The organism is Bradyrhizobium sp. 604_D8_N2_3 (assembly GCF_051810765.1).
Classification (GTDB): Bacteria; Pseudomonadota; Alphaproteobacteria; order Rhizobiales; family Xanthobacteraceae; genus Bradyrhizobium; species Bradyrhizobium barranii.
Window position 1 is genome coordinate 677181 of the sequence record NZ_JBPWPM010000001.1, and the last position, 21873, is coordinate 699053.

At 64.1% G+C, this 21873-nt stretch carries 21 protein-coding genes; 11 read left to right on the top strand and 10 right to left on the bottom strand.

The annotated features are described in order from the left end of the window. Positions 1-1305: an HlyC/CorC family transporter gene (locus tag AB7245_RS03205; RefSeq protein ID WP_063980627.1), complete on the top strand. Its 1305-nt coding sequence runs from the start codon at positions 1-3 to the stop codon at positions 1303-1305. A gap of 173 nt (positions 1306-1478) precedes the next feature. Here the strand turns inward: AB7245_RS03205 and AB7245_RS03210 are convergent, their stop codons facing one another. Further along, positions 1479-1748 (bottom strand): BolA family protein, encoded by a 270-nt coding sequence (locus tag AB7245_RS03210; RefSeq protein WP_063986023.1) that lies wholly within the window; start codon positions 1746-1748, stop codon positions 1479-1481. A gap of 158 nt (positions 1749-1906) precedes the next feature. Between AB7245_RS03210 and AB7245_RS03215 the strand changes: the two genes are divergently transcribed. Beyond that, on the top strand, positions 1907-2539 hold the full coding sequence (locus AB7245_RS03215) for a J domain-containing protein (protein ID WP_014490400.1): 633 nt from the start codon (positions 1907-1909) through the stop codon (positions 2537-2539). Here AB7245_RS03215 and AB7245_RS03220 read toward each other — a convergent pair. Together AB7245_RS03220 and AB7245_RS03225 are read right to left on the bottom strand one after the other, a co-directional pair. Next, positions 2536-3582 carry a sensor histidine kinase gene (locus tag AB7245_RS03220; RefSeq protein ID WP_063980628.1) on the bottom strand — a complete coding sequence of 349 codons (1047 nt, stop codon included), beginning with the start codon at positions 3580-3582 and terminating at the stop codon, positions 2536-2538. The two genes, AB7245_RS03215 and AB7245_RS03220, sit on opposite strands and share 4 nt — an antisense overlap. Before the next feature lie 184 nt (positions 3583-3766). Then, positions 3767-4870 (bottom strand): citrate synthase/methylcitrate synthase, encoded by a 1104-nt coding sequence (locus AB7245_RS03225; RefSeq protein ID WP_063980629.1) that lies wholly within the window; start codon positions 4868-4870, stop codon positions 3767-3769. Positions 4871-4949: 79 nt separating this feature from the next. Between AB7245_RS03225 and AB7245_RS03230 the strand changes: the two genes are divergently transcribed. Next, positions 4950-6161, top strand: a complete 1212-nt coding sequence (locus tag AB7245_RS03230; RefSeq protein WP_439033887.1) for a citrate/2-methylcitrate synthase — start codon at positions 4950-4952, stop codon at positions 6159-6161. An 83-nt stretch (positions 6162-6244) separates the two neighbouring features. Here AB7245_RS03230 and AB7245_RS03235 read toward each other — a convergent pair whose 3' ends face one another. Continuing rightward, positions 6245-6904, bottom strand: a complete 660-nt coding sequence (locus tag AB7245_RS03235; RefSeq protein ID WP_063986024.1) for a DedA family protein — start codon at positions 6902-6904, stop codon at positions 6245-6247. A gap of 297 nt (positions 6905-7201) precedes the next feature. Here AB7245_RS03235 and cobS point away from each other — a divergent pair, with 297 nt between their 5' ends. The 7 genes from cobS to AB7245_RS03270 all read left to right on the top strand — a co-directional run bounded on the left by cobS (position 7202) and on the right by AB7245_RS03270 (position 14442). Beyond that, positions 7202-8200, top strand: a complete 999-nt coding sequence (cobS, locus tag AB7245_RS03240) for a cobaltochelatase subunit CobS (RefSeq protein WP_063980631.1) — start codon at positions 7202-7204, stop codon at positions 8198-8200. Between the two features lie 3 nt (positions 8201-8203). Then, on the top strand, positions 8204-8614 hold the full coding sequence (locus AB7245_RS03245) for a GNAT family N-acetyltransferase (protein ID WP_028149462.1): 411 nt from the start codon (positions 8204-8206) through the stop codon (positions 8612-8614). Further along, positions 8611-10518, top strand: coding sequence for a cobaltochelatase subunit CobT (gene cobT, locus AB7245_RS03250; protein WP_014490393.1), 1908 nt, complete (start codon positions 8611-8613; stop codon positions 10516-10518). Before AB7245_RS03245 ends, cobT begins: the two co-directional genes overlap by 4 nt. Next, positions 10515-11585, top strand: coding sequence for an esterase-like activity of phytase family protein (locus AB7245_RS03255; protein WP_063980632.1), 1071 nt, complete (start codon positions 10515-10517; stop codon positions 11583-11585). The genes cobT and AB7245_RS03255 overlap by 4 nt, the downstream gene beginning before the upstream one ends. Before the next feature lie 31 nt (positions 11586-11616). Beyond that, positions 11617-12318 carry a hypothetical protein gene (locus tag AB7245_RS03260; RefSeq protein ID WP_063980633.1) on the top strand — a complete coding sequence of 234 codons (702 nt, stop codon included), beginning with the start codon at positions 11617-11619 and terminating at the stop codon, positions 12316-12318. Between the two features lie 335 nt (positions 12319-12653). Beyond that, on the top strand, positions 12654-13766 hold the full coding sequence (locus tag AB7245_RS03265; RefSeq protein ID WP_063980634.1) for an NADH:flavin oxidoreductase/NADH oxidase: 1113 nt from the start codon (positions 12654-12656) through the stop codon (positions 13764-13766). Positions 13767-14034: 268 nt separating this feature from the next. After that, positions 14035-14442: a hypothetical protein gene (locus tag AB7245_RS03270; RefSeq protein WP_063980635.1), complete on the top strand. Its 408-nt coding sequence runs from the start codon at positions 14035-14037 to the stop codon at positions 14440-14442. 249 nt (positions 14443-14691) lie between these two features. On the opposite strand, the gene AB7245_RS03275 is transcribed toward AB7245_RS03270, so the two are convergent. Both AB7245_RS03275 and AB7245_RS03280 read right to left on the bottom strand, forming a co-directional pair. Beyond that, a complete protein-coding gene (locus AB7245_RS03275) occupies positions 14692-14937 on the bottom strand; it encodes a PilZ domain-containing protein (RefSeq protein ID WP_028149457.1) in 246 nt (81 codons plus the stop codon). Positions 14938-15212: 275 nt separating this feature from the next. After that, positions 15213-16589 carry a DUF2235 domain-containing protein gene (locus AB7245_RS03280; RefSeq protein ID WP_063980636.1) on the bottom strand — a complete coding sequence of 459 codons (1377 nt, stop codon included), beginning with the start codon at positions 16587-16589 and terminating at the stop codon, positions 15213-15215. 276 nt (positions 16590-16865) lie between these two features. On the opposite strand from AB7245_RS03280, the gene AB7245_RS03285 reads away from it, so the two are divergent. Further along, entirely contained in the window at positions 16866-17414 is a 549-nt protein-coding gene (locus AB7245_RS03285) for a hypothetical protein (RefSeq protein ID WP_225005617.1), read from the top strand. A gap of 302 nt (positions 17415-17716) precedes the next feature. On the opposite strand, the gene ftsZ is transcribed toward AB7245_RS03285, so the two are convergent. The 4 genes from ftsZ to AB7245_RS03305 form a co-directional block, all read right to left on the bottom strand. Further along, positions 17717-18979, bottom strand: coding sequence for a cell division protein FtsZ (gene ftsZ / locus AB7245_RS03290; protein ID WP_063980638.1), 1263 nt, complete (start codon positions 18977-18979; stop codon positions 17717-17719). Between the two features lie 50 nt (positions 18980-19029). Further along, the gene (locus tag AB7245_RS03295) at positions 19030-19587 is read right to left on the bottom strand and encodes a hypothetical protein (protein WP_354102341.1); all 558 of its coding nucleotides are present in this window, start codon (positions 19585-19587) and stop codon (positions 19030-19032) included. A 268-nt stretch (positions 19588-19855) separates the two neighbouring features. Continuing rightward, the gene (locus tag AB7245_RS03300; protein ID WP_084794939.1) at positions 19856-21631 is read right to left on the bottom strand and encodes a UvrD-helicase domain-containing protein; all 1776 of its coding nucleotides are present in this window, start codon (positions 21629-21631) and stop codon (positions 19856-19858) included. Beyond that, on the bottom strand, positions 21579-21821 hold the full coding sequence (locus AB7245_RS03305) for an AAA family ATPase (RefSeq protein WP_084794940.1): 243 nt from the start codon (positions 21819-21821) through the stop codon (positions 21579-21581). The genes AB7245_RS03300 and AB7245_RS03305 overlap by 53 nt, the downstream gene beginning before the upstream one ends. Between the last annotated feature and the right edge of the window lie 52 nt (positions 21822-21873).

A 21873-nucleotide genomic window follows, 5' to 3' on the forward strand; every position in this document is an offset into this window, starting at 1 on the left:
ATGGACTGGCTCGGATTCACCATCGTCATTCTCTGCCTGCTCGTCTCGGGCTTCTTCGCCGCGAGCGAGACCGCGCTGACCGGCGCCTCGCGCGCCAGCATGCTGCGGCTCTCCAAGCAGGGTAACCACGACGCCGATGTCGTCTCGCAGCTGCTCGACATGCGCGAGCGCCTGATCGGCGCGCTGCTGCTCGGCAACAATATCGCCAATATCAGCGCGTCCGCGCTCGCCACCAGCATCTTCACGGCCTGGTTCGGCGATGTCGGCGTGCTCTATGCCACCGGCGTGATGACGGCGCTGGTCGTGATCTTCGCGGAGGTGCTGCCGAAGACCATCGCGATCAACGCGCCCGACCGCATGGCCCTTGCGGTCGCCCGCCCGATGCGGCTGACGATGTATGTGCTGGGACCGTTGCTGCGGATCGTCGAGGTCATCGTCCGTCTGCTGATGCGCTTGTTTGGTCTGGCCGGCGAGCACCAGGCGATCCTGTCGCCGACCGAGCGCCTGCGCGGCGCGGTCGACCTGTTGCACCACGAGGGCAAGGTCGAGAAGCAGGACCGCGACATGCTCGGCGGCCTGCTCGATCTGCGCGAGCTCCAGGTCTCCGACGTCATGATCCATCGCACCGAGATGATGATGATCAATGCCGACCTGCCGCCGGAGGAACTGGTGCGCGAGGTGCTGGCGACCGAGTACACCCGCATTCCGCTGTGGCGCGAGAAGCCGGAAAACATCATCGGCGTGCTTCACGCCAAGGATTTGTTGCGCGCAATCCGCGCATCCGACGGCGATACCTCGCGCATCGACGTCTCCACCATCGCGCTGCCGCCCTGGTTCGTGCCGGAAATGCGCCCGGTCTCCGAGCAGCTCAAGGCGTTCCGGCGCCGAAAAACCCATTTCGCGCTCGTCGTCGACGAGTACGGCGAGGTTGAAGGTCTCGTGACGTTGGAAGACATTTTGGAAGAAATCGTCGGCGACATCTCCGACGAGCACGACGTCGTGGTCGCCGGCGTGCGCGCCCAGCCGGACGGCTCGGTCGTGGTCGACGGCTCGGTGCCGATCCGCGATCTCAACCGCGCCATGGACTGGCACCTGCCCGATGAGGAGGCAACGACAGTCGCCGGTCTCGTCATTCACGAGGCGCGCTCGATCCCCGACCGCGGCCAGAGTTTCACGTTCCACGGCTTCCGTTTCCGCGTCCTCCGCCGCGAACGCAACCGCATCACCGCGCTCCGTATTTCACCGGTGCCGCGTGACGCGGAGATGGAAGAGGCCAAGCCCAGGCGGGCGGGAACGTCGTTTTGATTTCTCTTACCCTCCCCTGGAGGGGGAGGGTCGATCGCGCGCAGCGCGAGCGGGGTGGGGTGATCTCTCCACTCGGGCAGTGTCGCGTGTGGAGAGATCACCCCACCCCGTCTCAAATTTCGCTGCGCTCAATATGAGCCGACCCTCCCCCTCCAGGGGAGGGTAAGCGAAGATCAACCTTCCCCCGGTGCCTGCGCGTGGATCGCGAGCGCGTGCACGCTGCCGGCAAGTTCCGCGGCCAGCGCCGAATTTATCATGCGGTGGCGATCGACCCGGCTCTTCCCTTTGAAGGCCTGAGACACAATATAAACGCGAAAATGTGTTTCGCCGCTCGGCCGATGGCCGGCGTGGCCCTCATGCAAATGTGACTCGTCGACGACCTGCAGGCTTTCCGGCGTGAAAGCTTCCTTCAACTTGTTGCTGATAGTGTCTTTCATAACCATGAGTGCCATTAAAGCGCGCAGCCGCACTCCGTCAATTGCATAGGCCGCCTGCGGCGGCCGTACCTCGAAGACGCCGGAGTGAAACTTCGGCTGCGGGTTCCCAGCTAATTGCAATGTCAAGACTTGAAGGTTTTTGCATTGCGTAGTCAAAGTCAGTCATGCCGATCGATTCATCAAAGTTCTTCGACTCCATCCGGGTCAAGCCGAAAGGCAAGCAGCCGGAAGTGAAGCCGCGCGACGCCGTGGTCAATTGCGAATGGGCCGGGTGTCAGAACAAGGGCGCGCACCGTGCGCCGAAGGGCCGCGAGAACCAGCGCGAGTACTGGCACTTCTGCTTGAACCACGTGCGCGAGTACAACCAGAACTACAATTTCTTCTCCGGCATGAATGCCGATGCCGTCGCGCGCTACCAGAAGGATGCGCTGACCGGTCACCGCCCGACCTGGAAGATGGGCGCCAATGGCGGCAAGAAGGGTGCGGAAGCCGAGATCGACATGGCGTCCGATCCGTTCAGCATGTTCAGTGAGATCAACGGCCGTGCGGGCTGGCGGAAGGGTCCGCAGGCCGAGCCCAAGGCCGAGACGCGCAAGGTGATGAACGCCGAGCGCAAGGCGCTCCAGGTCATGGGCCTCGGCCCCGATTCCACGCTCGCCGACGTCAAGAGCAAGTACAAGGCGCTGGTCAAGCAGCATCACCCTGACGCCAACGGTGGCGACCGGTCGACCGAAGACCGCCTGATCGAGATCATCAAGGCCTACAATTATCTGAAGACGGTGGTCCGCGAGGCCTAGGCTACGCCTTCCGGGAAGGACAGTTCGCAAACCAGTCCTTCCGGCCTCCACTGTCGGGTAATGGTTCCGCGCAAGGTCCGGATGATGCCGTCGACCGCGCCGATTCCAAAGCCCTTGCGCGTCGGCGCCTCGTTGACCCGAGGACCGCCGCTCTCCGACCAGTGCAGCACGAGAGGCTCTGCACCATTGGTCTCCCAGCTGATCTCCAGCCTGCCCGAAGGCCTCGACAGCGCGCCATACTTGGCGGCGTTGGTGGCGAGCTCATGCAGCGCGACGGCGATCGACTGGGCCAGCGTGGGCGGCAGGCGGACGTCGTCTCCCGCGATCCTGATCCGCTCGCCGTCCCGGCTTGCGTACGGCCGGAGTTCCTCTTCGACGATGGTCTTCAGATTCGCGCCGGTCCAACGCGAAGCCGAGAACAGCCTCTGCACGTTGGCAAGCGCGCTGAGCCGGCCTGCAAACACGGTCTGGAACTCTTCCGCGGTATCCGCCTTCGTCAGCCGCAGCATCGCCTGAGCCACCGCGAGCAGGTTGTTGGAACGGTGATCGACCTCGGAGGTGAGGAGCATCATCCTCTGCTCGGCCTCCTTGCGAGCCGTGATGTCGACCAGCATGTTCACCGCACCAACCAAACGCCCCCGTTCGTCGCGCAGCGGCGTCGGATATGGCATGAAGCAGATCCGGGAGCCGTCCGGCCGCTCGGCCACGGCCTCGACGTCGCGCACTGGCCGGTTCTGCTTGAGCGCGATTGCCATCGGGCATTCATCGTGGGGAAGCGCCGTGCCGTCGGGCAGATAGAGCTTCCAGGTCACGCACCACATCTCGCCGATCTTCGGCATGCGTCCGGCAAAATCGATGCAGGCGCGATTGAAGAAGGTGATGCAGCCTTCCGCGTCGGTTGTGTAGATCGCGGCAGGCAGAGCCTGCAGCAAGTCGCGGAATCGTCTTTCAGAATCCGTGCCGGCCTCGGTCCGGTTGGCGGCATAGCCGGCGGCGATCTCGCCGATCCTGGCCTCGTCCGCTTGTCCAAACAGGTCCAGCATTGGAATCTTGATCCGAGGGGGCTCACAGTTAAGTCCCCAGACCCGGAGATGTTCCAAGTTCGTCGCCCGGACCGTGCGCGCGTTCCCGCAATCACGATCTCGCGCGACGGCTCTGCCGTGTCATTGTTCGTCCGGGCGAGGCACGACAGCGCAGTGAACGGCCCGGCTGTCGTGCCCTTGTGCTCTATTCGCCGGAAGCCTTCGGCATTTCCCCCACATATGACGAACTCGGCCGGATCAACCGCCCCGTCCGCTGTTGCTCGCGCGCATGGGCGGTCCACCCCGCTGCACGCGCCACTGCGAAGATCGGCGTGAAGGCCTGGCGTGGAATGGCGAGGGCATCGAGCAGAATCGCCGTGAAGAACTCCACGTTCGTCTCCAGCGGCCGGTCAGGATTCTTCTTGCGCAGCGCGCTGCGGATATAGGCCTCGACCTCGCCGGCAAAGGGCAGGTCGGCGCCATCCGCCGAAAGCCGCCTGATCGCGGCCTTGAGCACGTCGGCGCGCGGATCGCGCACGCGATAGACGCGATGGCCAAAGCCCATCAGCCGCTCGCCGCGGGCGAGGGCCGCATCGACCCATGGCTTGATGCGTTCGCTGGAGCCGATCGCATCGAGCATTTCCAGCACCGGCTCCGGCGCGCCGCCGTGCAAGGGGCCGGTCAGCGCGCAGTATCCGGCGGTGACGGCGGCAAACAGATCGGCCTGCGTCGAGGCCACCACGCGCGTCGTGAAGGTCGAAGCGTTCATGCCGTGGTCGCAGACCGTGACGAGATAGGCGTCCAGCGCCGCGACCTCACGCGGCTTCGGTGAGGCGCCACGCAGCATCCGCAGCGTATCGGCGGCATGGCTCGCATTCGGATCGGGCGCGAGCAGCTCCAATCCCTTGGCGCGACGGACCAGCGCGCCAGCGATCACCGGAAACGCGCCGACGATCGTCGCCTCATGTTCCAGCCCGTTTTCCGCGCGCAGGCCCGCGACCGCCGCGCGGAACTCGTCGACGATGCTCATGCCGCGTGTCGCCGGCAACAGCTCCGGCAAACGCGCGAACGCACGCTCGCGCGCCGCGCCCAGGCTCGCCCGCACATTGGCTTCGCTCAGCGTGGTCTTGCTCGCGCCGTTCCAGAGCCGGGCGGTGACGCCCTCGAAGCTCGACTGGCTTGCGAGGGTGCCGACATGCTCGCCGGCGATGATCAACTCGCCGCGCTCGCCGTCGACATGGCTCAGCACGGTCTCGGCCGCGGGAACGCCGTCCAGCCCGATCTGGCTTTTGGTGAGGTGGATGTTCATGACCCAATCTCCTTTGCACTGCACCAGGAGAAAATCAGGCCTCTCGACAGATTGATCAATCTTGATTACATAAATCAATATGAATAATTCCGAGGAACTCTGTCTGTCGGCCCGGGAAGCTGCCGCCGAGCTCGCGATCTCGCCGGCCACGCTCTACGCCTATGTCAGCCGCGGCCTGATCCGCTCCGAGCCGACGCCGGATTCGCGCAAGAACCGCTATCGGGCGGAGGACGTCCGCGCGCTCAAGGAGCGCCGGGTGCCGTCGCCGGAGCCGCGCGGCCTGCGCAGCTTCGATGCCGACCTGCCTGTCATGGACACGGAGATCTCGACCATCACCGAGGAGGGCGCGATCTACCGCGGCGTCAATTGCGTCGATCTCGCCGAGAACGATACGCTGGAGCACACGGCGACGCTGCTGTGGGACGTCTCCGACGTCGATCCCTTCACGCCGGACAATCAGCCCCAGATATCCGACGAGATGCGCGCGATCGCAGAGGCCGCGCGCCGCGCCGCGCCGATCGACCGTGCCATCGCAGTGCTGGCGCTCGCGACCAGCGCGGACGCGCGTGCCTTCACCCGCGCGCCCGACGGCCGCGCGATGGTCGGCGGGCGCATTGTCCGGCTCCTGGTTGCGACCATGCTCAACGCCGAGCCGTCGTCCGAGCCGCTGCACCAGCAGATCGCGAAGGCCTGGGCGCCCGACAACAAGCACGCGCCCGACCTCATCCGCCGCGCGCTGGTGCTGCTCGCCGATCACGAATTGAACGCCTCGACCTTCACCGCGCGCTGTGCGGCATCGACCGGCCTCAACCTCTATGACTCCGTCATCGCCGGCCTCGCCGCGTTGAAAGGGCCGAAGCATGGCGGCGCCGGCGTGCTGGCCTCGCAGCTCGTCAAGGCGCTGGTCGATCGCGATGTCGCCCCGATGGTTCGCGAGCGCGTCGCCTTGGGTGAGCGCTTTGCCGGCTTCGGCCACGGCGTCTACAAGCGCGGCGATCCCCGCGCGCAGTCGCTGCTGAACGCGCTGGCGCGTGCCGGCGCGCCGCGCAAATTCACGCGCGAAGTGCCGGAGCGGATCGTCGAGGCGACCGGCGAGCTCGTCAACATCGACTATGCACTGGCCGTCCTCGTGCACGCGCTGCGCCTGCCCTTAGGCAGCGAGCTCGCGCTGTTCGCGATGGCCCGCAGCGTCGGCTGGATCGCGCACGCCAGCGAGCAATTGCAGTTCGGCAAGCTGATCCGCCCGCGGGCGCGCTATGTCGGACCGGCGCCGGGAAGAAGGGCTAGTTAAAATCTCTCTGCGAGCGCGTCGTCCTCCGCTGTCGTCCCTGCCTAGTGCGCAATTGCGCACTAGGCAGGGACGACACCGGCGCACTAAGCCCGCGGCTTGGACGTCGCGACGAGGCCGTTCTGCCGGCGGCGGTAGTACCAGATGCCAAGGCCGCCGATGATCGCCACGGCCACCACCATCAAGATCCAGATGTGCTTGAACGGATGCCCATGGTGCGGCACGCCGAAATATTGGTGGAAGGCCGATACCGCCAGCACGCCCGGCAGCACATGCGCGGGGGCCCAGACCAGGATCGCCGGGATATTCACGGCATAAAACTTCGCGGGGGTCATCCCCAGCGCGCCGGCGGTGACGGGCACGAAGGCGCGGATCGGCGGTACGAAACGGGCGAAGAACACGGCCCAGGTGCCGAAGCGGTGGAAGAAGCTTTCGCTCTCGGCAACCACGCGCGGATAGTTGGTCAGCGGCCAGGTGTTGAGGATTTCGCGCTGCCGCCGGTGCCCGATCCAGTAGGCCGAGCCGTCGCCCAGCACGGCGCCGATTGCCGCCGCCAGCAGCACCCATTGCAGCTTCAATTCCCCGCCTGGAACCAGCGCGCTCAGCGCCAGAATGATGGTCGAGCCGGGGATCACCGATCCCACCACCGGAACGGCTTCGAGCAGCGCCGCCAGGAACAGGGTCAGATAGGCCAGCCACACATGGGCTGAAACGAAGGATATGAGGGGATCGAGAAAGGACGTCACGTCGTCTTTCGTGGGGGGCTGGAGCACCGGGGTTCGGACCCTACATAAGTAGGTGCACGCGGTAAAAGTGCCATTCGCGCGGGCAGGGCCGCTGGCCCGCTTGAAATTTGAGCGTGATTCGCAAGGCAGCCCTCCAAAAATCGCGTTCCTTGCCTATCTAAATGAAAAGACAATGGAACTTTGATTGGGGCGCGGGCTTCTGCCGGCACGTTGTCTCTGATAAGTTCGCAACCGCACCCAGCCGCAGCCAACGTGCAAATAACTGGTCTCGGGATCGCCCGGGGCCTCGGAGGATTGATGACGACCGCCGCTCTGTCCAAAGTTGAGGAAATTTCCGGTCTGCCCGACATGAAGGTGTCGGTGCGCCAGGTGTTCGGGATCGATAGCGATCTTGAAGTCCCGGCCTATTCCGAAGTCGATCCTCATGTGCCCGAAGTCGATTCTGATTACCGCTTCGACCGTGCCACCACGCTTGCCATTCTCGCCGGCTTTGCCCGCAACCGCCGCGTGATGGTGACCGGCTATCACGGCACCGGCAAATCCACCCATATCGAGCAGGTCGCTGCCCGCCTGAACTGGCCCTGCGTGCGCGTCAACCTCGACAGCCACATCAGCCGTATCGACCTCGTCGGCAAGGACTCCATCGTGGTCCGCGACGGCAAGCAGGTCACCGAATTCCGCGACGGCATCCTGCCCTGGGCGCTCCAGCACAACATCGCGCTGGTGTTCGACGAATACGACGCCGGCCGCCCCGACGTGATGTTCGTGATCCAGCGCGTGCTGGAAGTCTCCGGACGCCTGACGCTGCTCGACCAGAACAAGGTGATCAAGCCGCATCCGGCCTTCCGCATGTTCTCGACCGCCAACACGGTCGGCCTCGGCGACACCTCGGGCCTCTATCACGGCACCCAGCAGATCAACCAGGGCCAGATGGACCGCTGGTCGATCGTCACCACGCTGAACTATCTCGCCCATGACGAGGAAGTGGAGATCGTGCTGGCCAAGGCCAAGCACTATCGCACGCAGGAAGGCCGCGACATCGTCAACAAGATGGTCCGCCTTGCCGATCTCACCCGTAACGCCTTCGCCAATGGCGATCTGTCGACGGTGATGAGCCCGCGCACGGTGATCACCTGGGCCGAGAACGCCGATATCTTCGGCGATATCGGCTTCGCGTTCCGGGTCACCTTCCTCAACAAGTGCGACGAGCTCGAGCGTCCCCTGGTCGCCGAGTTCTACCAGCGCTGCTTCAACGCGGAGCTGCCGGAATCGGCGGTCAACGTGGCGCTCAGCTAGACCATGCCAAACATCACCGTCGAGCGCACCATTGGGACCACCAAGAAGGCTGTGCTCGCCGGGCTCGGCGCCTATAACGACGAGCAGTTCGGGAAGCAGAAGGTCAGGAGCATCGCGGTCTCGCTGAAAGACCGCGGCAAGATCGTCGGCGGCATCGTCGGACACCTGTGGGCCACGGTTCTGTTCATCCAGTACTTCTGGATCGACCAGAAGCAGCGCGGCAAGGGTCTTGGCACGAAGCTGATCGCGGCGATCGAGGACGAGGCAAGACGGCAGGGCGCGATCCAGGCCCATGTCGACACGATGAGTTTCCAGGCGCCGGGCTTCTATCGTTCCTGCGGGTACGAGGAGTTCGGCACCCTCAAGGGCTATCCCGGCGGCGTGACGCGCCACTCGTTTACGAAGTCGCTATGAGCACATCATCATCCAACTCCAAATTCCGTAACACCAAGGAAGCCCCGACCGAGCCGTTCAAGCGCTCGGTGGCCTCCTGCCTGAAGGCGATCGCGAAGTCGCCGGAGCTCGAGGTCAGTTTTGCTGCCGAGCGCCCTGGTCTGGCGCCGGGCAAAGCGCGGCTGCCCGAGCCCGCGCGCAAGATGACCAAGCGTGACGCTGCGATCGTGCGCGGCCACGCCGATTCCATCGCGCTCAAGATCGCCTGTCACGATGCAAAGCTGCATCGCAAGCTGATGCCCGGCAATCCGCAGGCGCGCGGCGTGTTCGAGGCGGTCGAGCAGGCCCGCGTCGAGGCGATCGGCGCGCGCCGCATGGCGGGCGTTGCGAAAAACCTCAGCGCGATGCTCGACGACCATTTCCATCGCGGCAAGTTCGACGAAATCACCGACCGTGCCGATGCGCCGCTGGCGGATGCGCTGGCGATGCTGGTGCGCGAGCGCCTGACCGGCATGGCGCCGCCCACGGCGGCGAAGAAGATGGTCGATCTCTGGCGGCCCATTCTCGAGGACAAGATCGGCAAGCGGCTCGACCGGCTCGATGGCCTGGTCGAGGACCAGACCAGGTTCGGCGACGCCGTGCATGACCTGCTGACCGCGCTCGAGCTCGGCGACGAGCGCAGCGCCGACAGCGAAGACAACGACGACGACGAGGAAAACCGCGACGGCGACAACGACCAGTCCGGCGCCGAAGGCTCGCCCGATTCCGATGCCGCGCAGGAGATGAGCGCCGACCAGGCGCAGGCCTCCAGCGAGGAGATGAGCGAGAGCGCGATGGAAAGCGCGCAGGCCTCGACCTCCGACACGTTCGACGACGGCGAACTCGGCGACGACGAGACGCCGGGCGAGGCGACGCGTCCGAACGCTCACGGCAAGAACGAGCCGCGCGGGCCGGAATATCACGCCTTCGCGCCGAAATTCGACGAGGTCATCGCGGCCGAAGACCTCTGCGACCATGACGAGCTGGAGCGCCTGCGCGCCTATCTCGACAAGCAGCTCGCGCATCTGCAGGGCATCGTCGCGCGCCTCGCCAACCGCCTTCAGAGACGCTTGATGGCGCAGCAGAACCGCGCTTGGGACTTCGACCTCGAAGAGGGCATTCTGGATCCGGCGCGGCTGTCGCGCGTGGTGACCGATCCCTATCACCCGCTGTCCTTCATGCACGAGAAGGAGGCGACGTTCCGCGACACCGTGGTGACGCTGCTGCTCGACAATTCCGGCTCGATGCGCGGCCGCCCGATCACGGTCGCCGCGACCTGCGCCGACATCCTGGCGCGCACGCTGGAGCGTTGCGGCGTCAAGGTCGAGATCCTCGGCTTCACCACGCGCGCCTGGAAGGGCGGGCAATCGCGCGAGGCGTGGCTTGCCGCCGGCAAGCCGGCCAATCCCGGCCGCCTCAACGATCTCCGCCACATCATCTACAAGTCCGCCGACGCCCCCTGGCGCCGCGCGCGGAAGAATCTGGGCCTGATGATGCGCGAGGGTCTGCTGAAGGAGAACATCGACGGCGAGGCGCTGGACTGGGCGCACAAGCGCCTGCTCGGCCGGCCCGAGCAGCGCAAGATCCTGATGATGATCTCCGACGGTGCGCCGGTCGACGATTCCACGCTGTCGGTCAATCCCGGCAACTATCTCGAGCGGCACCTGCGCCACATCATCGAGGAGATCGAGACCCGCTCGCCGGTCGAGCTGATCGCGATCGGCATCGGCCATGACGTGACGCGCTACTATCGCCGCGCGGTAACGATCGTGGATGCCGAAGAGCTCGGCGGTGCCATCACCGAGAAGCTCGCCGAACTGTTCAGCGAGACCAATACCGCGCCCACGCATCAGGCCGGTCGCCCGCGACGCAAACTGCATTCGTGAGCACGCAATCGTCCCGCCGCAGCTTTCTTGGCCACGCGGCGGCGGGATTTTCCACTCTCGCACTCTCCCGACTGGCGCAGGCGCAGCCGACGACCGAGCCGCCGCCGCGCACCGCGCAGATCGAGCACGCCGTCACCGAGGCTGTCAGCGTCGAGGTGAACGCGCGGCCGATTCCCAATTTCGAGCCGCGCGACCGCTCGCGCGTGCGCTTCGGTCAGCTGCAATATCGCAGCGGCCTGGTGCTGACTTCGCCCTATCGCGGCTTCGGTGGCCTGTCCGGCATCCGGCTCGATGCGAAGGGCGAGCGCTTCCTCGCGATCTCCGACCAGGGCGGCTGGTTCACCGGCAGCATCCGCTATTCCGGCGGCAAGATGATCGGGCTCGACGATGTCGAGGCGTCCCCGATGCTCAATTCCGAGGGCCGGCCGATCACGGAGAGGCGGTTCTGGTACGACACCGAGTCGCTCGCGCGCGACGGCAATGTCGTTTACGTCGGGCTCGAGCGCGTCAACCAGGTCCTGCGCTTCGATTTCGCGAAAGGCGGCACGCGCGCCCGCGGCGAGGTGTTGCCGACGCCGCCCGCCGTGCGGAAGCTGCCCTCCAACAAGGGGCTCGAAGCGATGGTCGTCGTGCCGAAAGGCCAGCCGCTGGCAGGCACCCTGATCGCCTTCTCCGAACGCGGACTGGACGCCGACGGCAATCTGGTCGCGTTCCTGATCGGCGGTCCGTCGCCCGGCCAGTTCAGCGTCCGCCGCACCGAAAAATTCGACATCAGCGATGCCGTGCTGCTGCCGTCCGGCGAGCTTCTCATCCTCGAACGCAAATTCTCCTGGTTCACTGGCATCAACATCCGCATCCGGTCGATCCCCCTGAAATCCATCGCGCCCAACGCGCTGGTCGACGGCCCTGCGCTGTTCGCCGCCGATCTCGGCCACGAGGTCGACAACATGGAAGGCATCGACGCCCACGTCACGCCCGAGGGTGAGACCGTGCTGACGCTGGTGTCGGACGACAATTTCTCGATGCTCCAGCGCACGCTGCTGCTGCAGTTCACGCTGGTGGAGTGAACGTCCGCCCGCCCTTCTCCGACAAACCGTCATGCCCTGCCGCGCCATCCTCGCCCTCGCCCTCATTTTCACGCTCGCCGCGCTGTCGCCGGCCTTCGCCACGGCCGAGCACCGGTACGGAAAGAACGAATACGCCATCATCCAGGGCGGCCGCGCGCCGAATGGGAAGCTGTCGGTCGCAGCCCATGGCGGCGGCGAGTCTGGAAGCGAAGGCTTTCGCATCTACCTGATGGCCGAGCCCGGCCATCGCCGGCTGATGACGCTCGACAATGTCAACGACGACAACATTCTGGACTCGGCGCCGGATGCCTTCCACGCCGCCTGGTCGCAGGACTCACGCACCGTCGCGGTCTCGTTCCGCAGCGAGCGCCATATCGTCACGCTGAATCTCTACGCCATCGACGGCGGCCGCGCGCGGCTGGTCGCCGGGCCGGATCTGTTCCGCGACGTGACCGGCCGCAGCGTCGACATCAAGACCGACGGCGACATGCGCACATCCGTGCCCGCGCTGACATGGCAGGCGCCGCGCCGCTTTCACCTCACCGAGTACCGCGTGTTCGTGCTCGACGACACCGCGCTTGCCGACAAGCTCGGCCCGCTCGGCAAGGTCAGCAAGCGCGACGGCGGCGGCAACACGATCCAGTTCTCGGCCGAAGCCGACGGCGAGCTGTTGCCCGACGGCCGCATCCGCATGGGCAAGCCCGTGCCGGGCAGGTTCGAGGAGCTGGAGTAGGGGCCTCAAATTCGATCGTCGTCCCGGGGCGCGCGAAGCGCGAGCCCGGGACCCATAGGCACAGGGAGAGAGACGTTTGGCGAAGACCAGCTGTTGTCGATCTTCGTAAAACCCAATCCCGTGGTTATGGATCCCGGGCTCGCGCTTCGCGTGCCCCGGGATGACAGTGGAGTTCCTGGCAAGCGGCCGAGGGTTATCTCCGCCTTGTGATCATATGACGCGCGCAATGCATGGCGCCGCGGGCGGGCATGTCCGCCGCGCAGCTGGCAATTCGCCGTAGGGCTACTAAACTTCATGCAATCGCTTCCATTCCTCCATCCCCCGGAACTCCCCGCATGAGCGCCCTGTTTTCCCCGATCAAGCTGCGCGGCCTGACGCTGAAGAACCGCGTCGTGGTGTCGCCGATGTGCCAGTATTCGGCCGACGACGGCGTCGCCACCGACTGGCACTTCACCCATATCAACAACCTCGCGCTGTCGGGCGCGTCGATGTTCTGCATCGAGGCGACCCATGTGGAGGCGATCGGCCGCATCACGCCGGGCTGTCTCGGGCTCTACAGCGACGCCTGCGAAGCCGCGCTGAAGCAGATCCTCTCCTCCGTGCGCAAGCATTCCACCACGGCCGTCGCGATGCAGCTCGCCCATGCCGGCCGCAAGGCCTCCAGCGCGCGGCCTTGGGACGGCGGCCAGCTCATTCCGCAGAGTGAAGGCGGCTGGCAGACGGTGGCGCCGTCGGCGCTGCCGCACAAGGAAGGCGAGGCCGCGCCGCTGGCGCTCGATGCCGCCGGCCTGAAGCGCATCCGCGAGGCCTTCGTCGACAGCGCCAAGCGCGCTGCCCGGCTCGGCATCGACGCGATCGAGCTGCACGGCGCGCACGGCTATCTCATGCATCAGTTCCTGTCGCCGATCTCCAACAGGCGCACCGACGAATATGGCGGTTCGCTCGAAAACCGCATGCGCTTTCCGCTCGAGATCTACGACGCGGTGCGCGCGGTCTTCCCGCACGACAAGCCGGTCGGCATGCGGGTGTCGTCGACCGACTGGGTCGAGGGCGGCTGGGACCTGGCGCAGACCATCACGTTCGCAAACGCGCTGAAGGCGCGCGGCGTCGACTGGATCGATGCCTCCTCCGGCGGCGTCTCGCCGCTGCAGAAGATCCCGCTCGGCCCCGGCTATCAGGTGCAGTTTGCCGAGGCCATCAAGCGCGAGACCGGATTGCCCACCATCGCCGTCGGCCTGATCACCGAAGCCAAACACGCCGAGGAGATCGTGGCATCCGGCAAGGCCGACATGGTCGCGCTCGGCCGCAGCTTGCTCTACGATCCCCGCTGGGGCTGGCACGCCGCGGCCGAACTCGGCGGCGAAGTCGAAGCCCCGCCGCAATACTGGCGCTCGCAGCCGTCGACGCAAAAGGCGCTGTTCGGCAAGACCACGTTCGGGGCAAGGTAGGGCGCGAGAGGGCGCTGCCATACCGCGTGATCTCACGATGATGCGCGGTATGAGTTGCCACTGCACAACTTAAAGTCTTCGCCAAATCTCTCCCTGTGGTGATCCCGGATCTGTGCTTCGCTTGTCCGGGACGACAGCGGTGGGGGCAGCGCGGGCGATCGTGCCCTCACTATCCCGCGCCCTCACGCATCCGTAACTCTCCTCACCTTCCACGCACCGCAAAACTGGCCTACCCTCCCGCGCACCCAACTCCTCAGGGAGGCCCGCCATGCGGTTTCGTGTTCGCAAGACTGCCCACGTTTTCGAGCGCGTGGGCCTCGCGATGGCAGGCGCGGCGTGCGGGCTGTTCGTCGGCGCCTATGTGGGATCTTCGATCGCCCCGCTGACCACGCAGGGCTTCCTGCTGCTGATGATGCTGCTCGGCTTCGTCGGCTTCTATCTCGGCATCGACACGCCGCAGCTGCCCTTCGACGACGCCCACAGCGCGATCGACGCCGCGGAATTCCTCAGCGCCGCCGGCACGCTCTGCGCCACGCTCACCGCGCTCGCCTCCGTCGGCGTCATCGTGCTCCGCCTCGAGCCGCACCTGGCGTGGACCTGGCTCGCTTTGTTCGGCTGGATCGCCGGCGTCGCCATGCAGATCGTCGCCGGCACGAAAGCCAGGATGCGGGCGTAGCTACGACAGCTGTTGGAAAAAGGTCGTGCCGCATCACCGCTGCGTTCCCTCCCCCCTTGCGGGGGAGGGCTAGGGAGAGGGGTAGCCACACGGCACGCGCTATCGAATGAAGCGCGCCTGTGTTGCATCACCTCGCACGCAGCTAACACCTATTGCCGGGCCACCCCTCTCCCCAACCCTCCCCCGCAAGGGGGAGGGGGAAGAGCGGAGTGCTCGGCGGAATTATTCAGTTACGGAGAGAGCGTCCCCCTAAAACACCACGCCGATCCGCGAGCCGCGCTTCCAGGCGATGCGGCAGCGCTTCTTGGTGTTGACGTGGAGCAGCTCGAACCTGTCGGGGATATTCACCTGCCCGCCGAGATCGACGCAGGCGCCGCCGGGCGAGTAGTCGATCAGCGTGCAGGGAATCACCGGCGCGCGCGGGTCAGTGATGATCTTGGCCTGGCGGGATACCAGCCCGGACGGTTTCACGCGGGCATGTCGGCGCGGATGCATTGGCACTCTCCTCCAATTCCGCGGACGGCGCGGGTGGTCTTGGGAGGCATGATGGAAAAGAGTTGATGCGATCCGACTAAGGGCGGCCCGAGAATTTTAATGAAAAGTAGCAGCGAACGGAGAAAACGCCGGTAGCGGGATGCCCACCCTCCCCTGGAGGGGTCCGAGACGAGCGAAGCTCGCTCGTGGGTCGATCGCGCGTAGCGCGAGCGGGGTGGGGTGATCTCTCAACACGGGCACTGTTGGAGGTGGAGAGACCTTCACCCCACCCCGTCTCATATTTCGCTGTGCTCAATATGAGCCGACCCTCCCCCTTCAGGGGAGGGTGGCAGCGAGTCCGGAGCGGCTTCAGCATGCGGCCGCACCGGCATCGGCACGGTCACATAATCCCTCGGCAAGTTCACCGGCCGGTAGCCCGGCTCCACCGCCATCCGCTTCAGCACGCTCTCGTGCACATGGGCGCCTTCGGGGATCACGCGCGGCTCGCAATCGGGGATGTAGAAGCCCAGAAAAACCTTTCGCTGCGGCCATTCCTTGTACTTTGCGCTCTTCGGCACAAATTCCAGCACGCGCCAGAGCGCCGTCATCGAATTGTGCAGCTCGCCCACCTTGCCGGTGTAGGCAGGCTCGACATACTGGAACGGCGAGTTCTTGCGCTGGATGCCCCAGGCGAGCTGGTTCACGGTGCGCGGGTTGAAGTTCAGCCCGGCCTTCGCCGCTTCCTCGATCATCCAGATCAGCGGATATTTGGACTCGCCGCTCTCGGCTTCCGGATAGCCGCCGCCGACGTCGCAATGAACGCCGGCGAACCACACCTGCATGATGTCCTGCGGCACCTTCTTCTCGTCGGGCACATAGCGGTTACTCCAATATTCCTGCGGCTCCTTGTACGCCTTGAGGCGGAACATGCAGCGCCGCTCGTCGATCGCGATCGCCTGCCGGAAGATTTTTACGCTCGGATTGCGCAGCGTGAAGGCGAGCTCCTCCAGGCTGAATACGAAGAAGAAATTGTCGCGCCGCGGCACGATCACGCTCGCCACCGTGTCCCAGACGCCGATGAAGTGGATGGTCGGCCAGCGCGTCGAGGTGATGCGCGCGAACTGGGCGGCGAGGTCGAATTCGTCCTTCGGCAGCGGCCCGCTCTCGTCGAAGGCGACATCCTTGAGGTCCTCGATGTCGTTGCCGCGCCCGGTGCCGGAATATTGCTTGTAGGCGACGAGGCCCGAGCCCGCGAGGTTCGCCTGCTCCGGCGAGATCAGCCCGATCTTGTGGATCAGCCCCGCCAGCACCCGCACGGTGTAGGCGCCGCGCGAGAAGCCGAACAGGTAGATGCGGTCGCCCGGCGCGTAATGCTCGACCAGGAAGCAATAGGCTGACAGCACGTTGTCATCGAGCCCGTAGCCGGTGGCGAGCCCCAGCACCAGATTGACGTTGGCCTTGAGCCGGTGCCACGTCGAAGGCTCCGTCACCGTGCCGACGCCCGGATCGTAAAACACCATCTGCCGCGGCTTCGTCTTGTCGGTCTTGCGCAGGCAGCGATAGAGCTTCAGGACGTTGGAGATGTTCTCCGAGATCTCGTTGCCGGTGCCGTCACAGCAGATGACGAGGTTTTTCGGCTCGGTTTTGGGTTTGTGCTGGTCGTCGTGCTCCACGGTATGCCCCTCCCGGTGATGCTACCGGGGCGAGTATAGCGAAAATGGATGGCAGCGAGGAGACGAAGTCGGCATCGGCGGCATGGTGCCTCATTGCCCCATCATCTGTTGACATTAACCACCTGTTAACCATGTCGTCGCCTAATGAGGACGGTGGGGGTCACCATGTCGGCCCATATGACGCGACCGAAGTTGATGCCTTTTTCGGCCGATCCAGCCTTTGGTTCGCTTAACCGGCTGGCGGTTCGCGTCACGGCTGTCCTACGGAGCAAAGCCATGTTCGGGAAGGACGATCTAGTGGACAATCTCAGTCGCGATCTCGATCGTGCGCGCCTGCGCCGCGATGCACTCGCATCCGAAGCCACGACTCTCACGGCTCAGATCGCCGAAATCGAAGCCCGCCTTTCGGAAGAGAAGACCAGGCGGGAGCGTGATCGCGTCTTGGCCGAGATCGAAGCGATAAGAACGCGAATCAAACAAGCCGCCGGCGCGTTCGCACCGGTCGTCGACGGTCTCTCCAGGGCGATCGAGTCGGCCTCGGCCGTTGTGCCCGAGGCTCGCGAGCTCAACAGTTTCATCGTGTCGGTGGCGACCGAAATCGACAGCGTGCTCGATCCCCTGATGCGCGAACTGGATCAGCGCGCGGATGCGGTGCGGGCAGGGCAGGCCGTGCTGGACCTCCCGCGTTCGGCCAATGAAGCACCGCCCATCGAGCCGCCAAAAGACGGCAACGATCGCCTGCTTCGCTTCCCGGCATGGCTGTCTCGCGACAAGGAGCCGGAAAAAAGGGAAACGGCGGAGACCCCGCGCAGCACGGCAGCGTGAACGATCGGCGCGCTGCGCAGATCGGAAGCTCGCCTGCGGCTATCCTTCGAGACGCCCGCCTACGGCGGGCCCTCAGGATGAGGGCGGAGTGCGCGGCGAGATATCAGAGCCTCATATCACAGTGGTTCGGCACAGCCGGGGCCACAAACTCGTCATGCCCGGGCTTGTCCCGGGCATCCACGTTCTTCGTGCCGTGGGAAAGGCGTGGATGGCCGGGACAAGCCCGGCCATGACGCTGTGGGGCATCGCACGCGAGCTCACTAAGACCAAATGCGATCGCCCCGCGCTTCCCCCGCGCCCGCTCAATTAGCGGAGCGGCGCAGGAAGGCCGGGATGTCGAGAAGGTCTTCGTCGGCTATATTGCGCGGAGCGGTGCGTCCGTAGGGATCGAGCGGCTGAGGCGCCGCGCGGCGCGCATATTCCGGATCGGGCCTTGCCGGTTGCACTGCGGGTCGGCCGGCCGCCGGGCGGAGCGGCGGGCTTTCCACGTGCGGAAGCGGCGCACTGCGCTGCTCGATGCGATCGGCGATGCGGCGGCTGTCGTCGCGCAGCCTGCCGGCGAGCTGCGTGAGTGCGGTTTCCACCGGCGCCGCCAGCTGCGCCGGGTCGACATTGTCGATCCCGGTCGCCACCACCGAGACGCGGACGATGCCTTCGAGGCTTTCGTCGAACGAGGCGCCGACGATGATGTTGGCGTCCGGGTCGGCCTCGTCGCGAATCCGCGTCGCGGCTTCGTCGACCTCGTACAGCATGAGATCCTTGCCGCCGGTGATGGAGATGATGAGGCCGCTGGCGCGCTTGATCGAGGGGTTCTCGATCAACGGATTGGAAATGGCGGCCACGGCGGCGGCGAGCACGCGCTTCTCGCCGGACGCCTCGCCCCGTCCCATCATGGCCTTGCCCTTCTCCCGCATCACGGAGAGAACGTCGGCAAAATCGAGATTGATCAGGCCTTCCTTGACGATGAGGTCGCTGATGCAGGCCACGCCCGAATAGAGCACCTGGTCGGCAAGGGCAAAGGCATCGGCGAATGTGGTCTTGGCGCTGGCCACCCGGAACAGGTTCTGGTTCGGGATGATCAGCAGGGTGTCGACCGTCTTCAGCAGCTCCTCGATGCCGGCTTCGGCAAAGCGCATGCGGCGCTGGCCCTCGAAGTAGAATGGCTTGGTGACGACGCCGATCGTGAGGATGCCGAGTTCGCGCGCGGTCCTGGCGATGATGGGGGCGGCCCCGGTGCCGGTGCCGCCGCCCATGCCGGCGGTCACGAACACCATGTGCGCGCCGGTCAACTGATCGCGGATCGTATCGATGACCTCCTCGGCTGCGGCGCGTCCCAATTCGGGCTGAGAGCCGGCGCCGAGGCCTGCGGTGACCTGGGTGCCCAGCTGGATCAGGCGCGGCGCCTTCGACATGGCAAGCGCCTGAGCGTCGGTATTGGCGACGACGAAGTCGACCCCCTGCAGCCCGGATGTGATCATGTTGTTGACGGCATTGCCGCCGGCGCCGCCGACCCCGAATACGACAATGCGCGCCTTCATCTCGTGAATATCGGTCATGCCAGTCATTCTGTCCTCGCGATTGCTCCGGCAGGCCGGGATGGAGAAGGGTTCGAGTGCTATCTGCGAGCCGCGCGGTCTGCGCCCACGATGGCCGCGGCCAGATGTCCCAATCGACGCGCGGCTTGTCCCGCGGTCGCGCCGCCAGCCTGGCGACCGGTCCGTAAGTCCGCCACTTCGTCTTCCAGTCGTGCCGCCCACGCATTGGCTGCCGCCGTCTCGGCGGCCGCCTGCAGCAACTCGACGGCCAGGCGATCGGCGCGCTCGCGCTCACGCTCGAAAACTAACCTGGCGCCGGCTGCGAGGGCTTCGAGCCGCGCGATCTCCGCCTTGAATGCCTCGATCTTGAAGGCCTCGATCTTGAAGGCCTCGACCTTGAAGGCCTCGACCTTGAAGGCCTCGATCTCAGCCATGGGGGCAGCGATGGGGGCTGCCTTGCGGCCAATTCGCGGGCGGGGCGTGTAGCGGAGCTCGGCGAGATCGACGCTCACCAGGGCCTTGCCGTCCTCCGACCGCGAGCGCGGCAAACGGCGACGTCTCGCCAGGGCACGCGCGGCCTCGCGCGAGATATTGAGGCGGGCACTGAGATCGGCATACGTCAACAACGCAACGCACATTGGCGCTTCTCCTGGAGCGAACCGGGAAGGCATTTCGAGCTAATGATGGCTGGACGATTACCGCAGGCTAGGCTGCGTTGGTTAACGGACGGTTAACGCGCGTGGGGCGTTGTTTAGGGTGCCGTCACAGCAGATGACGAGGTTTCGCGGCTCGGATTGGGGTTCGTGCTCACGGAAGGCCCCTCCCGGTGAGGCTAGGGGGCGAGCAGAGCGGAAAGTGGAGCAGATGACATGGTTCAAGTAGCCCTGGAACTCATGTGCGAGTCGGTCACGCTGGAATCGGATGGTCGGGCACCGCTAATAAAATTTCATGCTCGTCGAACCACTCGTTTCTAAGCATCTGCATTTTCACCGCCTCGGGAGCGGAAGTGTAGAGCACCAACGCAAGGCTCTTCTTGGCTCTACTGCAGGTGACATAAAATAGGCGACGCGTCCTGCTAACCGAGTTGTCGCGGCCCTCAGATTCATTTGACAAATCGCTCGCTGAAAGTTCTTTGGCGCCGAAGAACTTTTCATATCCGAACATGAAGCCGCGCGCCTCGGTATCGTCCATCAACACCATAACGCGATCGAACTCTAGCCCCTTAACCCCCTGGTGTGTGCCGAACTCGGCCGTATTCGAGATGTACTGAGCATATGGCGCGATTTCCGAAAATGATGCGAGCAGAAATTTCTCAATTGCCGCGTCTGCCTCATCTAAAGGATCACGAGACTCGTCGTCAGAGCTAGATTGGGCTTCATCGTCCGATCGGTGAATGGCAAATGGCTTCAAAGCTTCTGGGAGATCAAAGAGATGTTGCTCGGCGACATAAGCCAGGACTTCGCCGCAGGTAGGTGTCCCCTGCTGCCACAGTTTCAATAGGCCCTCAGCTGCGATCTTGGCATTGCGCAATTGATTGCGCTGGTCGGTCGCATTCTTGAGTCTTTCAGCGCTCAGCAGTGGCGAGGACTCACGCACAATTCTTGCGGTAGCAAATTTGTCATTGTTCTGGAGAGCGGAGACGAGAGGCAGGACGTTGGCCGTAAACAAACGTGTGACCGGCAAAGACCCGTCAAGAAGTCCTGTTCTGAAGGTGTCAACGCTAGCAAGCGCTTCGAAGATCGTCTCGAATCCCATGCGTCTGGCGGCCATATGATGCTCGAGTGTCAATATCTTACACTTTTGGCGATCCTGCCAATCTGCATCACGAGTGAGCTCCGCCATGTAGGCGCGAACGGAGTCCTCCATCGAAGATTTGTTGTCTTCGCCCGTCGGCAAAACAAACAATCGGACAATTCCGTCGATGCTGTCGGACCTGGCTTCCTGAGCATGGCTATCGACTTGGCTACGAATCTGGTTGATGAGCCGAACGACCCGTCTCGGGCATCGATGATTGAGGCGCTTTACCGGTTTTGCCCAATCAGCCGGCAATTCTTCCTCTATTCGCTCTTTCCCGTCGTTATAGATTCTCTGCATCGTGTCGCCGATGAAGCCGAGGCTGAATTTTCCGGTATGAGCACCTTGTACGGTTAGAAGGGCGTCAACGATCCGCTTATTCGTGTCCTGGCTTTCATCTACTAGAAGGAAAGGAAATTGATTCACTAGAATGCTTTGCATCAACTTCTTCTCAGTGAGGAAGCTCGCAAAGAGTTCAATTACCTCAGCATGATTTAGCGCGTCTCGCTCTTTGTTGTCTCCAGTCGGGCTGTAGGTGAACTTCTTTATCCCGCTCAGGCCACTGAGTCGGCGAGATTTCGATTCGATCTGTGCTTGGCGAGTCAGGGAAGCTTTCGTGCCGGGGCGCCCCTTCGCCTCCAGTTCTTGAATTTCGCGAATTTCGTTCTCAAGCCTTTTGTGAAGCCAGTCTCGAATATCTTTGTTAAATCCAGAAATTAGCTTCCAAGCGAAGCTATGGATTGTTGAGACGTGAAAGGTTGGATCGAATTTCAATCGCCGAAGGATCTCGTCGCAGGCTGCGTTGGTGTACGTGACCACAGCAACCTGTTGCCCCCTAAGGCGGAGCCTTGGAAGGTTCTTCTGTTTGATAAATTCGAGTGCTCGGATAAGGGAACTTGAAGTCGTTTAGTGTGAAGCTACTTCGTTCATGAGCTACGAGGAAATATCGTAGTGCGACCATGGCGGAAGTTTTGCCACTGTTGTTCGCGCCGACGAAGACTGTCTTGTCTCGTGCAAAACTCACCCGAGTAGAACGAAGCTTGCGAAAGTTAGCAATTTCAACTGAATCAATATGCATCGGTTATCCTCTGACCGACACAAACAGATTCACATTGAACCTGCAACTAAGG

Coding starts and splice junctions, on each gene's coding strand:
- AB7245_RS03205 (WP_063980627.1), top strand. CDS start 1: ATGGACTGGCTCGGATTCACCATCGTCATTCTCTGCCTGCTCGTCTCG.
- AB7245_RS03210 (WP_063986023.1), bottom strand. CDS start 1,748: ATGGTTATGAAAGACACTATCAGCAACAAGTTGAAGGAAGCTTTCACG.
- AB7245_RS03215 (WP_014490400.1), top strand. CDS start 1,907: ATGCCGATCGATTCATCAAAGTTCTTCGACTCCATCCGGGTCAAGCCG.
- AB7245_RS03220 (WP_063980628.1), bottom strand. CDS start 3,582: ATGCTGGACCTGTTTGGACAAGCGGACGAGGCCAGGATCGGCGAGATC.
- AB7245_RS03225 (WP_063980629.1), bottom strand. CDS start 4,870: ATGAACATCCACCTCACCAAAAGCCAGATCGGGCTGGACGGCGTTCCC.
- AB7245_RS03230 (WP_439033887.1), top strand. CDS start 4,950: ATGAATAATTCCGAGGAACTCTGTCTGTCGGCCCGGGAAGCTGCCGCC.
- cobS (WP_063980631.1), top strand. CDS start 7,202: ATGACGACCGCCGCTCTGTCCAAAGTTGAGGAAATTTCCGGTCTGCCC.
- AB7245_RS03245 (WP_028149462.1), top strand. CDS start 8,204: ATGCCAAACATCACCGTCGAGCGCACCATTGGGACCACCAAGAAGGCT.
- cobT (WP_014490393.1), top strand. CDS start 8,611: ATGAGCACATCATCATCCAACTCCAAATTCCGTAACACCAAGGAAGCC.
- AB7245_RS03260 (WP_063980633.1), top strand. CDS start 11,617: ATGCCCTGCCGCGCCATCCTCGCCCTCGCCCTCATTTTCACGCTCGCC.
- AB7245_RS03265 (WP_063980634.1), top strand. CDS start 12,654: ATGAGCGCCCTGTTTTCCCCGATCAAGCTGCGCGGCCTGACGCTGAAG.
- AB7245_RS03270 (WP_063980635.1), top strand. CDS start 14,035: ATGCGGTTTCGTGTTCGCAAGACTGCCCACGTTTTCGAGCGCGTGGGC.
- AB7245_RS03275 (WP_028149457.1), bottom strand. CDS start 14,937: ATGCATCCGCGCCGACATGCCCGCGTGAAACCGTCCGGGCTGGTATCC.
- AB7245_RS03285 (WP_225005617.1), top strand. CDS start 16,866: ATGTTCGGGAAGGACGATCTAGTGGACAATCTCAGTCGCGATCTCGAT.
- ftsZ (WP_063980638.1), bottom strand. CDS start 18,979: ATGACTGGCATGACCGATATTCACGAGATGAAGGCGCGCATTGTCGTA.
- AB7245_RS03295 (WP_354102341.1), bottom strand. CDS start 19,587: ATGTGCGTTGCGTTGTTGACGTATGCCGATCTCAGTGCCCGCCTCAAT.
- AB7245_RS03305 (WP_084794940.1), bottom strand. CDS start 21,821: ATGCATATTGATTCAGTTGAAATTGCTAACTTTCGCAAGCTTCGTTCT.